General features: G+C 42.8%; 14 protein-coding genes. 7 read left to right on the top strand and 7 right to left on the bottom strand.

The features are described 5' to 3' along the window. Positions 1-21: 21 nt before the first annotated feature. Together BV375_RS32590 and BV375_RS32585 are read right to left on the bottom strand one after the other, a co-directional pair. A complete protein-coding gene (locus BV375_RS32590; RefSeq protein WP_086768269.1) occupies positions 22-2,580 on the bottom strand; it encodes a response regulator in 2,559 nt (852 codons plus the stop codon). 400 nt (positions 2,581-2,980) lie between these two features. Continuing rightward, positions 2,981-4,276 (bottom strand): chloride channel protein, encoded by a 1,296-nt coding sequence (locus tag BV375_RS32585; RefSeq protein WP_208099225.1) that lies wholly within the window; start codon positions 4,274-4,276, stop codon positions 2,981-2,983. A 173-nt stretch (positions 4,277-4,449) separates the two neighbouring features. On the opposite strand from BV375_RS32585, the gene BV375_RS32580 reads away from it, so the two are divergent. The 5 genes from BV375_RS32580 to BV375_RS32560 all read left to right on the top strand — a co-directional run bounded on the left by BV375_RS32580 (position 4,450) and on the right by BV375_RS32560 (position 9,619). Beyond that, on the top strand, positions 4,450-4,668 hold the full coding sequence (locus tag BV375_RS32580; RefSeq protein WP_086768266.1) for a hypothetical protein: 219 nt from the start codon (positions 4,450-4,452) through the stop codon (positions 4,666-4,668). Positions 4,669-5,272: 604 nt separating this feature from the next. Further along, positions 5,273-6,592 carry an ABC transporter substrate-binding protein gene (locus BV375_RS32575; RefSeq protein WP_086768263.1) on the top strand — a complete coding sequence of 440 codons (1,320 nt, stop codon included), beginning with the start codon at positions 5,273-5,275 and terminating at the stop codon, positions 6,590-6,592. 125 nt (positions 6,593-6,717) lie between these two features. Beyond that, positions 6,718-7,626: a sugar ABC transporter permease gene (locus BV375_RS32570; protein WP_086768260.1), complete on the top strand. Its 909-nt coding sequence runs from the start codon at positions 6,718-6,720 to the stop codon at positions 7,624-7,626. A gap of 3 nt (positions 7,627-7,629) precedes the next feature. Next, the gene (locus BV375_RS32565; RefSeq protein ID WP_086768258.1) at positions 7,630-8,511 is read left to right on the top strand and encodes a carbohydrate ABC transporter permease; all 882 of its coding nucleotides are present in this window, start codon (positions 7,630-7,632) and stop codon (positions 8,509-8,511) included. A 7-nt stretch (positions 8,512-8,518) separates the two neighbouring features. Next, a complete protein-coding gene (locus BV375_RS32560) occupies positions 8,519-9,619 on the top strand; it encodes an ABC transporter ATP-binding protein (RefSeq protein ID WP_086768256.1) in 1,101 nt (366 codons plus the stop codon). Between the two features lie 202 nt (positions 9,620-9,821). Here BV375_RS32560 and BV375_RS32555 read toward each other — a convergent pair whose 3' ends face one another. The 3 genes from BV375_RS32555 to BV375_RS32545 form a co-directional block, all read right to left on the bottom strand. Further along, entirely contained in the window at positions 9,822-10,619 is a 798-nt protein-coding gene (locus BV375_RS32555) for a basic amino acid ABC transporter substrate-binding protein (RefSeq protein WP_086768254.1), read from the bottom strand. Between the two features lie 139 nt (positions 10,620-10,758). Then, complete coding sequence (locus tag BV375_RS32550; protein WP_086768384.1) at positions 10,759-11,181, bottom strand: hypothetical protein; 423 nt, start codon at positions 11,179-11,181, stop codon at positions 10,759-10,761. Positions 11,182-11,192: 11 nt separating this feature from the next. After that, positions 11,193-12,047 (bottom strand): hypothetical protein, encoded by an 855-nt coding sequence (locus tag BV375_RS32545; RefSeq protein ID WP_166507586.1) that lies wholly within the window; start codon positions 12,045-12,047, stop codon positions 11,193-11,195. 571 nt (positions 12,048-12,618) lie between these two features. Here BV375_RS32545 and BV375_RS36360 point away from each other — a divergent pair. After that, entirely contained in the window at positions 12,619-12,990 is a 372-nt protein-coding gene (locus tag BV375_RS36360; protein WP_143842281.1) for a hypothetical protein, read from the top strand. A gap of 27 nt (positions 12,991-13,017) precedes the next feature. Here BV375_RS36360 and BV375_RS32540 read toward each other — a convergent pair whose 3' ends face one another. Next, complete coding sequence (locus tag BV375_RS32540) at positions 13,018-13,674, bottom strand: DUF3386 domain-containing protein (protein WP_086768250.1); 657 nt, start codon at positions 13,672-13,674, stop codon at positions 13,018-13,020. 101 nt (positions 13,675-13,775) lie between these two features. Here BV375_RS32540 and BV375_RS32535 point away from each other — a divergent pair, with 101 nt between their 5' ends. Then, positions 13,776-14,456: a LuxR C-terminal-related transcriptional regulator gene (locus BV375_RS32535; RefSeq protein WP_086768247.1), complete on the top strand. Its 681-nt coding sequence runs from the start codon at positions 13,776-13,778 to the stop codon at positions 14,454-14,456. A gap of 4 nt (positions 14,457-14,460) precedes the next feature. Here BV375_RS32535 and BV375_RS32530 read toward each other — a convergent pair whose 3' ends face one another. Beyond that, entirely contained in the window at positions 14,461-15,156 is a 696-nt protein-coding gene (locus tag BV375_RS32530; protein ID WP_086768245.1) for a DJ-1/PfpI family protein, read from the bottom strand. Positions 15,157-15,171 lie beyond the last annotated feature (15 nt).

The raw sequence follows: 15,171 nt of genomic DNA, 5'->3' as shown, positions 1-15,171 counted from the left end.
ATTGGTTAAGTAGCAAATAGTTTATTCTTTCTTCCCCCTGCTCCCCTTCGGGTTCGCCACTTTGCCATCGTGACGGGAACCGCCAAGACGGCAAGTGGACTCACCTGCTCCCTGCCCCCCTGCCTCCCCCAAGGCTGCATCAGCCGCTTGATAAAGTGCTTGCAGATTAGCGCCATCTTGAGGATACTCAACCACAGCGGTACTAAAGCTGGCATGAAACTTCTGGCCATTAGCAACGGTAAACTCAATTTGACGCCAGTTTTTGAGCAGTTCTGAAAGCCGTTGCACTCCATCGCTTTTGGTCATACCTGCCATTCCTACTACAAATTCTGAACCTCCCCAACGCCCGACTACATCCTGAGTGTGAAACGTCTGGCGTAAGAGTTCCCCTAGTTGAGATAACACGCGATCGCCTACAGCATGACCGTACTGGTGATTAATTTCTTTGAGGTTGTCTAGCTCAACAATAGCGAAGCAGAAGGGCTGTTGATGACGCTCGCTCGACTGAAGATAGCGATTTAAATCTTCAGTAGACTTGCGACGATTGGCAACTAAAGTTAAGCCGTCCAGTTCTGCTAAATTTCGCAGCCAGCGCGATCGCTCTAGGCGATTGAGTATGCGTGTAATCAGTTCTGGTTCTACAATCGGCTTGCTGATGTAGTCGTCTGCACCTGCTATAAATACCTGCTGTCTAGTTTTGGTATCGTTATGCGCAGTCAGAAATAAAATCGGCAAGCCACTCCATTGCGGATCGTTTCTAATAACTTGGCATAATTCTATACCACTTACTTCCGGCATTTCCACATCTAAAATTATGAGATCTGGTTGAGCTATCGCTATTGCTTCTAAAAACCGTAGGGGGTTCTCTAGAGTGTAAACCTTTAGCCCCCAAGGCATGAGTAAATTCTGGAGTGCAGCCAAGATGTGAGGATCGTCATCGACAACCATCACCTTTGCTTGGGTGGAGCGATTACGCTGTAATATTTGTGTCACAGTCTCTAGAATTTGGTTTGGGGAGACAGGCTTTTGTAAAACACCGCTTCCTCCCAAACGCGCCACTTTTACGCGATCAAGTAAACTGTCTTTATCTGTTAAAACGATCACTGGTATGGGGGATTTACGGGCGTTGAGTTCTGTTAGGAAAGCGAGAGTATCTTCCGTAGAGTTGCTAGCACAAAGGTCGAGCAAGACTACATCAGGAGAATTTTTGGCGATCGCTTCTCTAGCCGCGATCGCATCTTTGGCAATTTGCGATCGCATCGCCCAACTATTTGTTTCTTTAGCTAACGCTTGGGCTAAATCTCTATCCTGGTTAACAATCAACAGCAAAGGACGTTCATCTACTAGTTGATTGTCACAGAGCAATTCCTGCTTATACTCAGAGTTCAACAGTTGCAGTTCTTGATGCAACGCCACAACCAATTGCGATATCTGCTGTCTTGTATCTGGCTTTAGCTTAATACCACTGTCCCACAACGATTCTATTTCTTTAGCAAGACGCGAACCTTCATCAGATCCAAACATCCCCAGAGAACCAACTAGCTTATGAGCCTCCATCTTTGCTTTTGACTGCATTTCCTTGGAAAGTTTACCTTGTAGCAACATGGTAGAGGCTTGCTCAATCGTCGCCACTCGCTCTTCGAGTTTCTGTGCTACCTCTTCCCAAACTTTGCCAACTCTAGTCACAACCTGATTTTCAACATTGAGTTGCGGCTTCCCCACGTTGTCGTCAGTGGCGTCATATTGGAGCCACTCGCGTGTAGAAGTTTCGTCCCTTGTAGCCGCCTGTGGTGAGACTTTCTCTATTGTGCTCACTGGAGATTGGGGTTGTTGCTCTTTGAGTTTCTGTCGCCCATCATTACCATTGATTGAAGACTTTGATTTTCCTTTACCTACGCCTTCTCTATCTGTTGGCTTGAGTTTATATCCAATCCCATAAACTGTTTCAATTGGATCTTCTGCAACACCGCCAGTTTTAAGTTTTTGCCGTAAACCTTTCATGTGAGATCTAACCGTGTCATCTGTAGGAGGTTCTTCAAATGACCACAGATGATCGATCAACGCACTACAACTAAATATCCGGTGAGTGTTGCGCAGAAAAAGCTCAAGTAGACCGTATTCTTTGGGAGTCAAATGCAAGAGTTTGCCGTCACAAGTGACTTCGCAAGTGCTAGGGTCAAGCCGCAGGTTTTTCCAGTCCAATAAAGGCGGTAAAGCAGAACCGCCTCGACGTAATAAAGCACGAACGCGAGCTAACAACTCCTGAAAATCAAAAGGCTTGGCAACATAATCATCAGCACCAGCATCCAACCCCATGACTTTATTTGTGCTGGTGTCTTGGGCTGTTAATAAAAGAACAGGCGTTTGATTGCCATTGGCTCGCAATCGCTGACAGAACTTAATACCGTTAAGCTTGGGCAGCAAAACATCTAGCAAAATCAAATCATAAGTAAATAACTCTGCCAAATCCCAACCTTCTTGGCCATCCTTGGCGACATCAACAGCATAGTGCTGGTTTGTTAGGGCTTTGCTAAGTGATTCAGCAATGAGTTCATCATCTTCAACTAATAGAATTCTCATAGCGGTTGCTGACCGCAAATTAATAGTTATTAGCGGAAAGATACAAATGTATACAAAATTTTCTTAAAACATCATCTTTAGGGTAACTTATATTTTTCTGTGGTTTTACTTGTGTTTGTAAATGTAAACATTGCGATCACTGCTATTTCGTAGTCAAAAGCTAGAGATTAGCAGTCATTTAGCAATCCGATTTGATTTTTTTTAATTTAAGTATTTGTAGGGACTATTTTAAAGGTCAAGCGATCGCATCGAGTGACAACTCTGAGAGTACGGTGGAATGTCACTTACTTTAGCGAGATTTAGATCCCCGACTTTTTGAAAAAGTCGGGGATCTGGGCAGCAACTTTTGCTTAAGTAAGTACCATTCGAGAGCACGGTGTCTTAAATTATTAGACTTGTGCTAATTAACCGTTTCTGTTTGATTCTTGAGTTGAGATGCAATCAAAGGCACTTTAGGCGCGAAGAAAAATCCCATCAAACTAGCAAAGAGTATGGGTGTGAACGGACTGAAGTTAGTTAGTTTAGATAGTAGCAAAGTTGTACTGATCGGTGTACGCGTCACTGCTGCATTAATAGCAGCCATTGTACAAATCATCGCCAGGGCAGGATTGACTCCCGGAATTAAGATTGCTACTGCTTTACCTACACAAGCACCCGTAAAAAATAGGGGAATAATAAATCCACCACGCCAGCCACCTGTAACTGTCATGCTGATCGCAGCCATTTTACCTAAAGCTAGCAGCAACAGAAAAATAGCAGGAAAGTTAGTATTAACGAGAGATTCTAATTCTTCATGACCAAAATAACGGGTAAGTGGCAAAACTGCTGCTAAACTGCCAAGCCCCAAGCCTGCGACTGTGGTACGTACATAGATTGGCCCGGGGATATGGGTAAATAAGTGATCGCAACTCCGAAAAATCCCCATAAAAATCCATCCCACTACGGCCCCTAAAATACCGAAAGCGATCGCCAAAGCAAAATCATCAATGTTCGCCAAGTTGTATTGGGGAAAATTCCAAGTCGGTGCAATTCCTAAATGGGTAATTGTGGCAAATACCAAATAACTTGCGCAACTAGCCACAATCGCAGGCATCAAAGCTTCGTAATATTCCACAATATGCTGATGGTGCAAAATCTCTAGGGCGAACATCGCACCACCAAGGGGTGAGCCAAACAAGGCAGTGAACCCCGCCGCCATCGCTGCTAAACTCATAGATCTGAGGTCTTCTCCTTGGAGTCTTAGGCGATCGGCTAGCCAAGTTCCAAAAGAACCCGTTACTTGTACTAATGGTGCTTCTGGCCCCGCACTACCACCTGCTGAGATGCTGACTAGAGAAGCAAGAATCATTGAGGGATTTTTTCGAGTATCAAGCCTTCCGCCACGAAAGTGAATATTATCAACAATCACAGCGATTTCACCGGGATTTCCCAAAAAATGAATCACTAACCCAATCAATAAACCGCTTATTGGCATTACCAAAAGCAGAGTCGGACCTTGAAATTGTCGCAGTCCATGAGTAATCAGCTCTAAAACATTCCAGTAGAAACCAGCAAAAAGACCACTAACAGTCCCCACAGCAGCCCAGCATAAAACCCAGCGTGAAATCATTAACGGATTACGCTTTGCCAAGCCAAAAAGTTGAGAAAATGTCCAGCGTTGAGTTTGATTGCTAGCCGGGGGCTTATTTGGTAGCACTGCTGATTTCCTATTTTGAAACGAAAGTTACAGAATATTTACATCTTCTATAGTAAAAGCTATTGGCTAGCTAAATCATCTTTAGTTCCTATAAAGAGTATTTAAGTCTCTAGATAGTGTGTGCTTCGCAACTGGAAAATCTAAGCTTGGCGTAGAAGTTTGGGGAAATAGTCATGAATAAAGAAACTGTTCCTAGTCAAGCCGAAAAGATGAATCCCGAAGGTGATGCATCACAATTAAGCCCAGAGGTACTAGACAAAATTAAACACCCTCCGAAAATGGACGATGTGATCCGAGAACAATCAGCAGAAGAACGTAGATCTAACCCAGCTTTAGTACCAGAAATGCTGGATGAACCAACTGATGAACTCATTGGCTTCACTAAAGAGTAGAAAAACAGCTTAGTTAAGGCGGTTACAAACCGCCACTACACAAACAAAACCTGCCGACTCAGAGCATAGTAAACATCAGCTAAATATTAAAAATACGTGAGTTCGATGAACCTCTCCCCAACCCCTCTCCGTCTCGGAGAGGGGCTTCAATATCCTGAGTTGGGCACGAGAAATTAGGTTCTAAGCCTCTCCCCGCTTCGGGGAGAGGTTTGAAGAAGGTTTCTATAGAATCTGTCGAACTCACGTTAAAAATAGTAAATACTAAACGTTTAAGCCTTGGGAAGCCATTTCTTGTGGCTTTCTCTATCTTGAGAAAGTCGTTTAGTTCATTAAGAAGAAATTAGTTTCTATCTATAGTAGTAACTTTTAACTGTCTTAGGAAACAGTTTTTTCTTTCTTGAAGAGACTGCTGTATTTTTCCGAATTTTTCCCAAACTTTTACGCTTATTTACAATAAAGCTGCTTGTTTTTAAGCGAGCTTAATTTTAAATTTTATTTATTATTTAAGTATTTTGCTAAAAGGTAACTTAAAATAATCTTTTTTAAGATATTACGTCTTTTCATTTTCTAATAATTATTAAGACGAGCGATCGCTACATTGATAATGTTGTACCGCAAGCCAATAAACAAGCTGCAAAAATTCATCCAAAAACAAAGTTTTTTGCGTATAGGGGTTTTTCTAGCAACTCTGTTAGGCATCATATTGTTCAGTTGGGTAGCACTCTCACAGCAACCAGTTACCCTCAATCTGTTAATGACTGCTCCTGATGCGCAACCTTGGAGACAGGGTTTAATTAGAGACTTTGAGGCTGAGAACCCAGGCATTCGCATTAACTTGGTTGAAGGGCCGAATGCCACAAATTTGCTCGAAGACCTATATACCTCATCTTTTATCTTGGGTGAATCTGCTTATGACCTGATAAATATGGATGTCATCTGGACATCCAAGTTTGCTGCTGCTGGATGGTTGCTACCTTTAGGCGATCGCATTTCTAAGGAGGATTTGGCAGCGTTTTCGCCTAAGGATGTCGAAGGGGGACGTTACCAAGACAAGCTGTACAGAATTCCCATACGTTCCGATGTGGGAATGCTCTACTACAGAGAAGATTTAATCAAACAAGCAGGACTAAAGCCGCCGGAAACCTTTGAGGATTTGATGCGAATTTCCCAAACCTTGAAGAAGCAAGACAAGGTGAATTGGGGTTATGTTTGGCAAGGTCGCCAATATGAAGGACTCGTGGCAATGTTTGTGGAAGTCCTCAATGGCTTTGGTGGTTTCTGGGTGAATCCCAATACGCTGGAAGTTGGGCTAGATCGACCAGAAACATTACGAGCCATTGAGTTTCTGCGTAATACTGTTAGTGAGGGCGTTTCTCCTCCTGGAGTGACGACCTACCAAGAAGAAGACACCCGGCGCTTATTCCAAAGTGGTCAAGTGGCATTTTTACGTAGCTGGCCCTATGCGTGGCCTTTAGCCCAAGCAGAAAATTCGCCAATCCGGAGCAAAATTGCAATTAAACCGATGGTTCATGCTCCTGGTAAGACTGGGGGGGCTTGTCTAGGAGGCTGGGGTTTAGGAATTGCTAAATCTTCTAGACATCCTGAAGAAGCTTGGAAAGCAATTCAGTATTTTACCAGTCGCAAAGCACAGCGTCGATTCATTTTGACCGCAGGTTATGTGCCCAGTCGCCGAGAACTGTTTACAGACCCAGAGATTGTTGCCAAATATCCTCACTATCCGAAGCTATTGGAGGTTGTAGACAATGCAGTTTTACGTCCGCCAATCGCCCAATACGCTCAGACCTCAGATATTTTGCAGCGTTATCTCAGCGCTGCGCTATCCGGTCGGATGAATCCTGAACGAGCAATGCAAGCTGCTGCTGCGGAAACGCGCCGACTGTTAGAAGCGGGGAGGAAAGGATGAAGGCAGGGAAGGGAGTGTGGGGAGAAACAAAGGCGGTTAGGGAGACAAAGAGACACGGAGACGCGGAGAATGACAAATGCCCAATGCCCAATGCCCAATGCCCCATGACCAATAACAAATGACAAATGACAAATTTACATACACTCCGAAGTCGGGAACAACGAACAGCTTGGATATTACTAACACCTGCATTGCTGCTGCTGTTATTCGTATTTGCTTACCCGATTTTACGAGCATTCTGGTTAAGTGTATTTACTAGGAATCTGGGAACTGAGCTACAACCAGTATTCTCTGGTTTAGACAATTACGTGCGGATGGCGGGGGATGGTCGTTTTTGGCAGAGTTTATGGGCGACGACGGTGTTCACAACATCATCAGTAATTTTAGAACTACTGCTAGGACTGGGGATTGCGCTGGTTCTCAATCAGGCGTTTTTTGGCCGGGGTATAGTGCGTACAACCGCCATTCTACCTTGGGCTTTGCCTACCGCTTTGATTGGTCTGGCATGGGCTTGGATTTTTAACGACCAGTTTGGGATTGTAAACGATATTCTGCGACGACTAGGGTTGATTAAAACTGGAATTAACTGGTTAGGAGATCCAACGCTGGCGATGATAGCAGTGATTTTTGCCGATGTTTGGAAAACTACGCCCTTTATCAGTATCCTGCTGCTAGCTGGGTTGCAGTCGATATCAAAAGACCTCTACGAAGCCTACTCTGTCGATGGGGCAAGTGCTTGGCAAAGCTTCCGCAATATTACCCTGCCACTGCTGCTGCCGCAAATCTTAATTGCAGTGCTATTTCGGTTTGCTCAAGCTTTCGGGATTTTCGACTTGATTGCTGTGATGACTGGGGGTGGACCTGGTGGCGCTACGGAAGTGGTGTCGCTGTACATTTACTCTACGGTGATGCGCTACTTAGATTTTGGTTATGGAGCAGCCTTAGTAGTAGTGACATTTTTAATACTAATTGCTGCGGTGGCGATCGCTAGTTTCTTGCTTACCAAATACCGTGCCAAATCAGGAGCCGTTTAACCGATGAGTGTAGTTCCACAAGCAGTTCCAACGACAAAACGCACAGGGAGAACCAAGTTTTCTCTAAAAAATATCTTGCTGCTAATCACAGTTGCATTAGTCGTGCTATTCAGCTTAGCGCCAGCTTTATGGCAATTGCTGACATCATTTAAAGTCAATGAAGATATCGCCGCCGTTCCTACTGTTTATTTTCCGACGCGATTTACTTTTAATCACTACATTGAGTTATTCACTCGTCGTCCGTTTTGGCGCTACATCTTCAACAGTGCCTTAGTATCGATTATTTCCACAGCTGTATCTTTAGCAATCGGCGCACCTGCTGCCTATGCTCTGGCACGATTACGCCCTTGGGGTGGACAAGTTATCCTCGCCGCTGTTCTAATTGTGACTTTATTTCCGGGAATTCTCTTATTCTTGGGACTGTTAGAAATTATCCAAGCGCTGAGACTGGGCAACAATTATTTGGCGCTGATTATACCCTACACCGCAATTAATTTGCCGCTAACAATTCTAGTACTCAGAAGCTTTTTCCAACAATTACCCAAAGACTTGGAAGATTCCGCGAGAGTCGATGGTTACAACACCTTTCAACTTTTGTGGCAAATTGTTTTACCCATGACTCTTCCCGCCTTGGTGACTACTGGAATTCTCACTTTTATTTTCGCTTGGAACGAGTTTATCTTCGCCCTCACGTTTATGACTCGTGAAGAATTGAAAACAATTCCCGTAGCGGCTGCTCAATTGGGTGGTGCATCAGTATATGAAATTCCCTACGGCCCCATCGCCGCTGCAACTGTCGTGGGGACTGTGCCCTTAGTTTTACTAGTTTTGTTTTTCCAGCGCCGGATTGTCCAAGGTCTTACCGCTGGGGCTGTCAAAGGATAAAAGAAAAATGGCTAAACTTGAACTCATAAATTTGAATAAAACCTATAATCCCAAAGTCGTCCCGGTCAAAGACGTTAGCTTAACTGTAGATAACGATGAGTTTCTTACTTTACTTGGCCCTTCCGGCTGTGGCAAATCCACCGTCCTACGCATGATTGCAGGTCTTGAAGAACCTACTCGCGGACAAATCAAAATTGGGGATGTAGATGTTACTCATAAACGAGCAAGCGATCGCAACATTGCAATGGTATTCCAAAGCTATGCACTTTATCCTCACATGACGGTGTACGAAAACCTCGCTTCTGGGCTGAAGCTGAAAAAAGTACCATCAGTAGAAATTAAACGACGAGTAGCAGAAGTCGGAGAGGTTTTGGGATTAGGAGAGTTAATGAACCGTAAGCCAGGCCAAATGTCTGGCGGTCAACGCCAGCGGGTTGCAGTCGGCCGTGCTTTGGTGCGTAATGCTGATGTGTACTTGTTGGATGAACCTTTAAGTAACCTGGATGCACTACTGCGAGAACGAGTTCGAGCCGATATCAAGCAAATTTTTGCAGCCCAAAAAGTACCAGTTGTCTACGTCACCCACGACCAAACAGAAGCGATGACGCTCTCTACAAAAGTTGCATTGCTCAACGATGGCTATGTCCAGCAACTCGATCCACCCGATCGCATCTATAACCATCCAGCTAATCTATTTGTGGCTGGATTTGTTGGTAGTCCGCAAATGAATTTACTAACTTTACCTTGTCAGGGACGATATGCGATACTGGGTGACTTCCAAGTGCGTCTGCCAGATATCCCAACTGTACCACCCGAGATTGTTCTGGGAATTCGTCCAGAAAATGTCCGCATTGCTCAACCAGGTGATACTCAGACTATCCAAGGGCGAGTGTTTTTAGTGGAAAACTTGGGTATGCACTATTTAGTCAGTGTCAGGGTTGAGGGTTCACAAACTGGAGCAATTAAGGTACGTGCTTTATTGCCAACAGACCAAAATTGGAACAGCGAGGATATTACACTGGCATTGCCCCCTGAAGATATTCACTGGTTTGATGTGCAATCTGGCGATGCTCTTGTTAGGAGGCAAATGTTAAATGTGAGGGGCTAGCGAAGAATGCAGAATTCAGTATACAGAATACAGTATCTATTAGTGAAGGATTCAGAAGAGCCACTAATTGTAGACTACTAAATCTTCTCCTGTCGGAGACGCTACACGAACGACTTAGGGGGAATTAAATCCGCTTATTAATACACCAGTCGCACTCAGGTAAATTCTGAATTCTGGCTCCTAAATCCTGAATTCTTTGTGGTTAAAATTTTTCTGGTAATGCAGGGGGATGAGTATTAAACCATTTTTGGTAAATTTGCTGATAAGTGCCATTAGACAACAAAGTGGCTATGCCTTTGTTAATTGACTCTATATAAGGAGAATCTTGAGGTGTCGCAATCCCGTAGAATTCTTCTGTCAGCAAATTAGCAACAACTTTAATACCTTTGAGATTGCCGTTTTTAATGGCATACAAAGTCGCAAAGGCATCGCTCACTACTGCATCAACATTACCATTGAGCAAGTCTTGAAAGAAATCTGGGCCAGAGTTATATGTACTAATTTTGGCATTGGGGATTGTTTTGGCAAAATCTGCCCCAGTTGAGCCTATTTGCACACCTATCTTTTTACCTTGAAGGCTATTGAAGTCTTGAATATCTTGATTGCTTTCCCGAACTGCGATCGCCAATCCAGCTTTAAAATAAGGTCGTGTAAAGGAAATTGTTTTTTGGCGTTCGGCAGTAATTGTGATCCCACTAATTGCAGCATCAACTGTTTTGGCTTGCAAAGTAGAAATCATCCCGTCAAAAGGTAGGCTTTCCCACTGAACTGTTAAACCAGTTACTTTAGCGATCGCATTCATCAGATCAATATCAAAACCTTCCAGATTACTATTTACATTTTTCATCTCGAAAGGTACAAAAGTTGGATCTGTAGCCACCTTCAAAGCTTTTAATCCTGAGTTTGGACTTATGGTACTTGTATGGCTTAAACCATTACAAGCAATCACTAATAGCAGACAGCTTAAGCCCAAAATTAGTTGCCGCCATTTCCACTTCATCAATTTCACGTTACTCAAATGCAGAAAGTACAAAATTTATTTAGGTTAATTGCCTAGAAACCTATACAAAGCTGTACTCAATAATTTCGGATTTTCTCACATTCGGTATATGGTTGGCAACAATTGAGACTAATAATATCTACAAAAACAACTTACGCATAAAGCGTAGAACATAAATAATGTAATCTATCTGAGATTTAGTTTTAGCTGTAGACTTGATTTCCTGTAATATTTTTTGCATTTCAGCTAGATTTGCTGGCTTAATTCCAATAATAGTTGCTCTGATAATCGCTGCTCTTACACTATTCAAAGTATCTTTGCATTCATGAACTGCATCTCTTAGCTTATTGACTTGCTCCCAGTTCTTTTCATCTTGGGCATTGAATAGTGCAAACTGAAGTTGAGGTAGAATATTTTGTAATTCATCCTCTGTATTATTTAAATGTGGTACATCTATTTGATTGCTTGGTATTGCTTTTAGCTGAGAAACTATTTCTTGCAATTTTTCTAAAATCTCATGGCTATCTGTTATTTCTATATTTGAATTATCTGCGTCACTCATAAATGCTCTCATTAACCCTGACATAATTTTGTATCTAAAGGTTGTGAATTTATTCTTCTCAAAGATACTTGTCTCAAGAATTCTTTTAAAGTTTTATCTTCGTTAATCGATTGCTCTATACTATTCATCTTCGAGATGATTGAACTGTAGTCTCTACCAGTAAAATTTGCTACTCCCACAATATTAGTAACTCTAATCGCAATAGCTTCAAAGCTCAGAGTGGGATATTCGTCAATCAGTTTTGAGAGTTTTCTGCCAGTATCGGCTGCTATTAAAAGTCGAGAGGTAGACTCATTGAGTATTTGCTGTTCAGTCGCATTAACTTTTACCCACTCATCTATTTGTTCAGCAACTTGACGCTTAATTTCTTCTGTACCAATTTGTGAAGATGTATTTGGATTATTATACTTTTTACGAAGCTGTTGGAGCTTCAACCCGATAAGTACCCTTTGGGGATTGTTGGGTTTTGGTGGTTTTTCTTGAATTTGTTTAGCTAAAAGTAGCATCTTTACTGTTAAGCATCTTGCAGGTTTAGCAGTTTGAGCTACTATTCTGGCACTTCCGTAGTCTATCGTTTCTAAGTTGTTAAAAATCTCTACAGCTGTGTCGTATTCTGCTTGTAAAGCATCAAGTTCTCTATCAAAATCTGATGGCTGATTGTTTGATTGATTTTCTCCTGAGATAATTTTATCTATTTCTCTAGGGTCACCAAAATTGATTGTGCGATCTGTTAGTAATTGCTCAACAATAAAATCACGAGATACTCTAGCATCTATAGGTAACTCATCAAGTTGATAAATTTTCTTGACTGAAGTTATAGCATCAACCGCTTGATTACGAAAATTTTCTGCGGTTACTCTGAGCATTGTTCTTTTTTCTGGTGTACAACTGCTGAGAGTAGCACTAAGACTAAAAGCTACTATACAAACTCTCCATAAAGAGAATTCATTAATCCGCGTAACTTTCATATTTATGTTTAAAACCCATTCCTAGACAAAATTATCTCACTAGATAAAGGGTAGTTACAAAAAGCACTTAATTCTTAATTAATTACTGCGGTAAAAAAGCCAAAATTTATAACCAGACTCATTAACATGAAGATGAATTAACTAAAATTTATTTTTGATTTGTCAGGCTCCACAGATTAAGGCATAAAGCTTGATGAGTCTTAAATATTTTGCCTTAATATTTTTAGCTTTACTTGCGGATAAGGTATGCAACTAACCTAAGCAGGTAAAGCACCATCTTTAGTCTCATTGATGGTGCGTTAGGCGATCGCCATAACGCAACATCAATGAGATATTTTTGTAATTGAAAGTCCCTAAGTATTTTTTCTGCCTAAACTACCGCCAAAAATTTCATCTTATTTAGAAGGCGATCGCTTACAAGTTTCTCAGTATTATCATCGTCAGAGAACTTAGCTTTGTCATTGCACCTTTGAGCTTCATTATCCAAGCTCAGAACACGGAACGCCGAGCTTTTTACTCAAAACTTCAAGTTTGGAACACGGAACGCCGAGCTTTTTACTCAAAACTTCAAGTTTGGAACACGGAACGTCGAGCTTTTTTCTCAGAACGCCAAGTTCGGAACACGGAACGTCGAGCTTTTTGCTCGGAACGCCAAGTTCGGAACTCGAAACGTCGAGCTTTTTGCTCGGAACGCCGAGTTCGGAACTCGAAACGCCAAGCTTTTTACTCGGAACGCCGAGTTTGGAACTCGAAATACCAAAAACGAAAGCGATCGCACTCACTTAAAGATGCGATCGCCTATAAAGTAGGGTGGGCAATGCCCACCAAAACCCGGATATGATGGGCATTGCCCACTCTACACTACTTATTAAGCAGCAACAGGCTCTAACAACTTGATGTTAGAGAAGATAAATTCCTGAGTTGATACTTTCCCTTCTGTCTCGGTGCGAATCTCGCGACGATTAAGAATGAAATACTTACCGACTTTTTCATATTCATCGGTAAACTCGCTTCTACCACCCTTTTGTTCGCCCGTTTTGGGGTCATTATATACAGAGTCGTAGGTGTGAGACAGATAGCCTTCCCCAGTCTGATGGCTGCTAAAGGTGTCAATTGTCACAAAAGTACCGTGAATAAGACGGTGAACGTGGCTCACCTCATTATTGCGGACTTTGTATTTATCGCCCTCAGCTTTACCACCAACTAAAATCTCAACCGCACCATTTTCGTCTGTAGCACCATAGCTAAAACTATTTGCACTGTGAGTATCTTCAAAGGAACGACGGACGCGGTGAATTGCGATTTCCCAAGCTTGGTTGTGAATCGCCTTGCTTGCTTGTTCGTCCTCTACATCTAATACTTCTGCCTTGAGATTGGCGCTGATAATTACTTTACCTGTAATAACTCGATCGTCATGCTTAAAGGTGATATCAGCCGTGTAGCCAGGAAAATTCTTGTCCCAAGTGTAACGGTTTTCATAAGCAGCCCGGAAAAGTTCCTGAGCAGAAATTTGTGTAACTGTCATGCGTTCACCTATAGCGACTAGTGATATTAGCGTTTTATCTTAGCTGGTATTAGCATAGAAGTAATTGTGAAGCCCCGCATAGTCCCCAACTGGGTACACTTATGGCTAATTCTCTTCATGCTGCATTTGCTGCGATCGCCAACGTCCGCAATGAGCAAGAACTTAAACAAGCTCTGATGGACACGCTTGGCGAGCATTTTGGCGTGCAACATTGGGGTCTCTATCTCATAGATGACCAGTCAAAGACTGAGATTGATGTTCCTGGTATTCCAGCTGTATGCTTACAAGGCAATCCGGTAGGACGCTATGTGGCTGAACGTCACGCTCCTGCTCATGAGCAATTAATATTATCTCCAGAAGATTGGAAGGATATTTGCCCCCGCCATGACCACGAACACGTGATGACTGGTCCAATTATCTGTGATGGTCGTCTTGTAGGAACGCTAAACTTGGCTCGTGCTGAGGGAAGTCCAGCCTTTGACGGTAACGATTTAGCCGATTTGAGTGCCTTATGCATTCACATATCAGCAAAACTTGCTACCCTGCGCGCGAAACCAACAACTTTTAAATCTTCTTTACCTAATCCTTTAACACCGCGTGAATTAGAAATTGCAGAATTAGTTGCCCAAGGTTTAACTAATGCGGAAATCGCTGGTAAGCTTTGGATTACCCAAAATTCCGTCAAGCAAGCCCTCAAAAGAATGTTCCGCAAGCTTGGGGTGTCAGCGCGTACAGAGATGGTAGCAAAGCTGCATTCGATATCTTCCCCTCCACCCCAATAAATCATTAGATTCCCAGCAATTTAGCAGTCTCCTTTGTCTGTTTTAAGGATGCCGCAATTAGCTGTTCACCAATTTTTTGTACCTGCTGAACTAACACCTGACCAGCATTTTCCGGTGAGCCAACATTAAAAGGTGGTGCGGGGTTATACTCCATCAATAACTGAATTATTTTAGCTGTTTGTTCACCGCATAAATGAGCAGCGATCGCTAGTCCAAAATCAATACCAGCAGTCACACCACCGCCAGTAATCCGGTTGCGATCAATCACTACTCTTTCAGTTACCACCTCAACACCCAGAATGGCTAACTGATCGCGAAAAGCCCAATGACAAGCAGCGCGATAGCCTTGCAGCAATCCAGCCGCAGCCAGAATTAAGGAGCCAGTACAAACTGAGGTGATATATTTGGCTGTCTGGCTTTGTTGTTGCAGAAATTCCAGTACTTCCGCATCTCTCATCATCTCAACCTGTCCAGGCCCGCCTGGTACACACAAAACGTCCAAAGGTGGAGAGTCCGCAAAAGTGGTACTTGGCAAAATAGTTAGACCATCGCTACTAGTGACTGGCTCTAGAGTCTTCCACAACCAATAAACTTTAGTGTTGGGCATCAAACTAAAAACTTGCTGTGGCCCAGTAATATCTAATTGCGTCATCCCAGGATAAATTAGCAAACCAATTTTGTACTCTGCTGGACTATCCATAACTCTGATTTCCCT

Origin of the sequence: Nostoc sp. 106C, assembly GCF_002154725.1 — a bacterium.
GTDB lineage: Bacteria > Cyanobacteriota > Cyanobacteriia > Cyanobacteriales > Nostocaceae > Aulosira.
The sequence above is the reverse complement of the archived record's forward strand: the minus strand, read 5'-3'. Positions and strand labels throughout refer to the sequence as shown.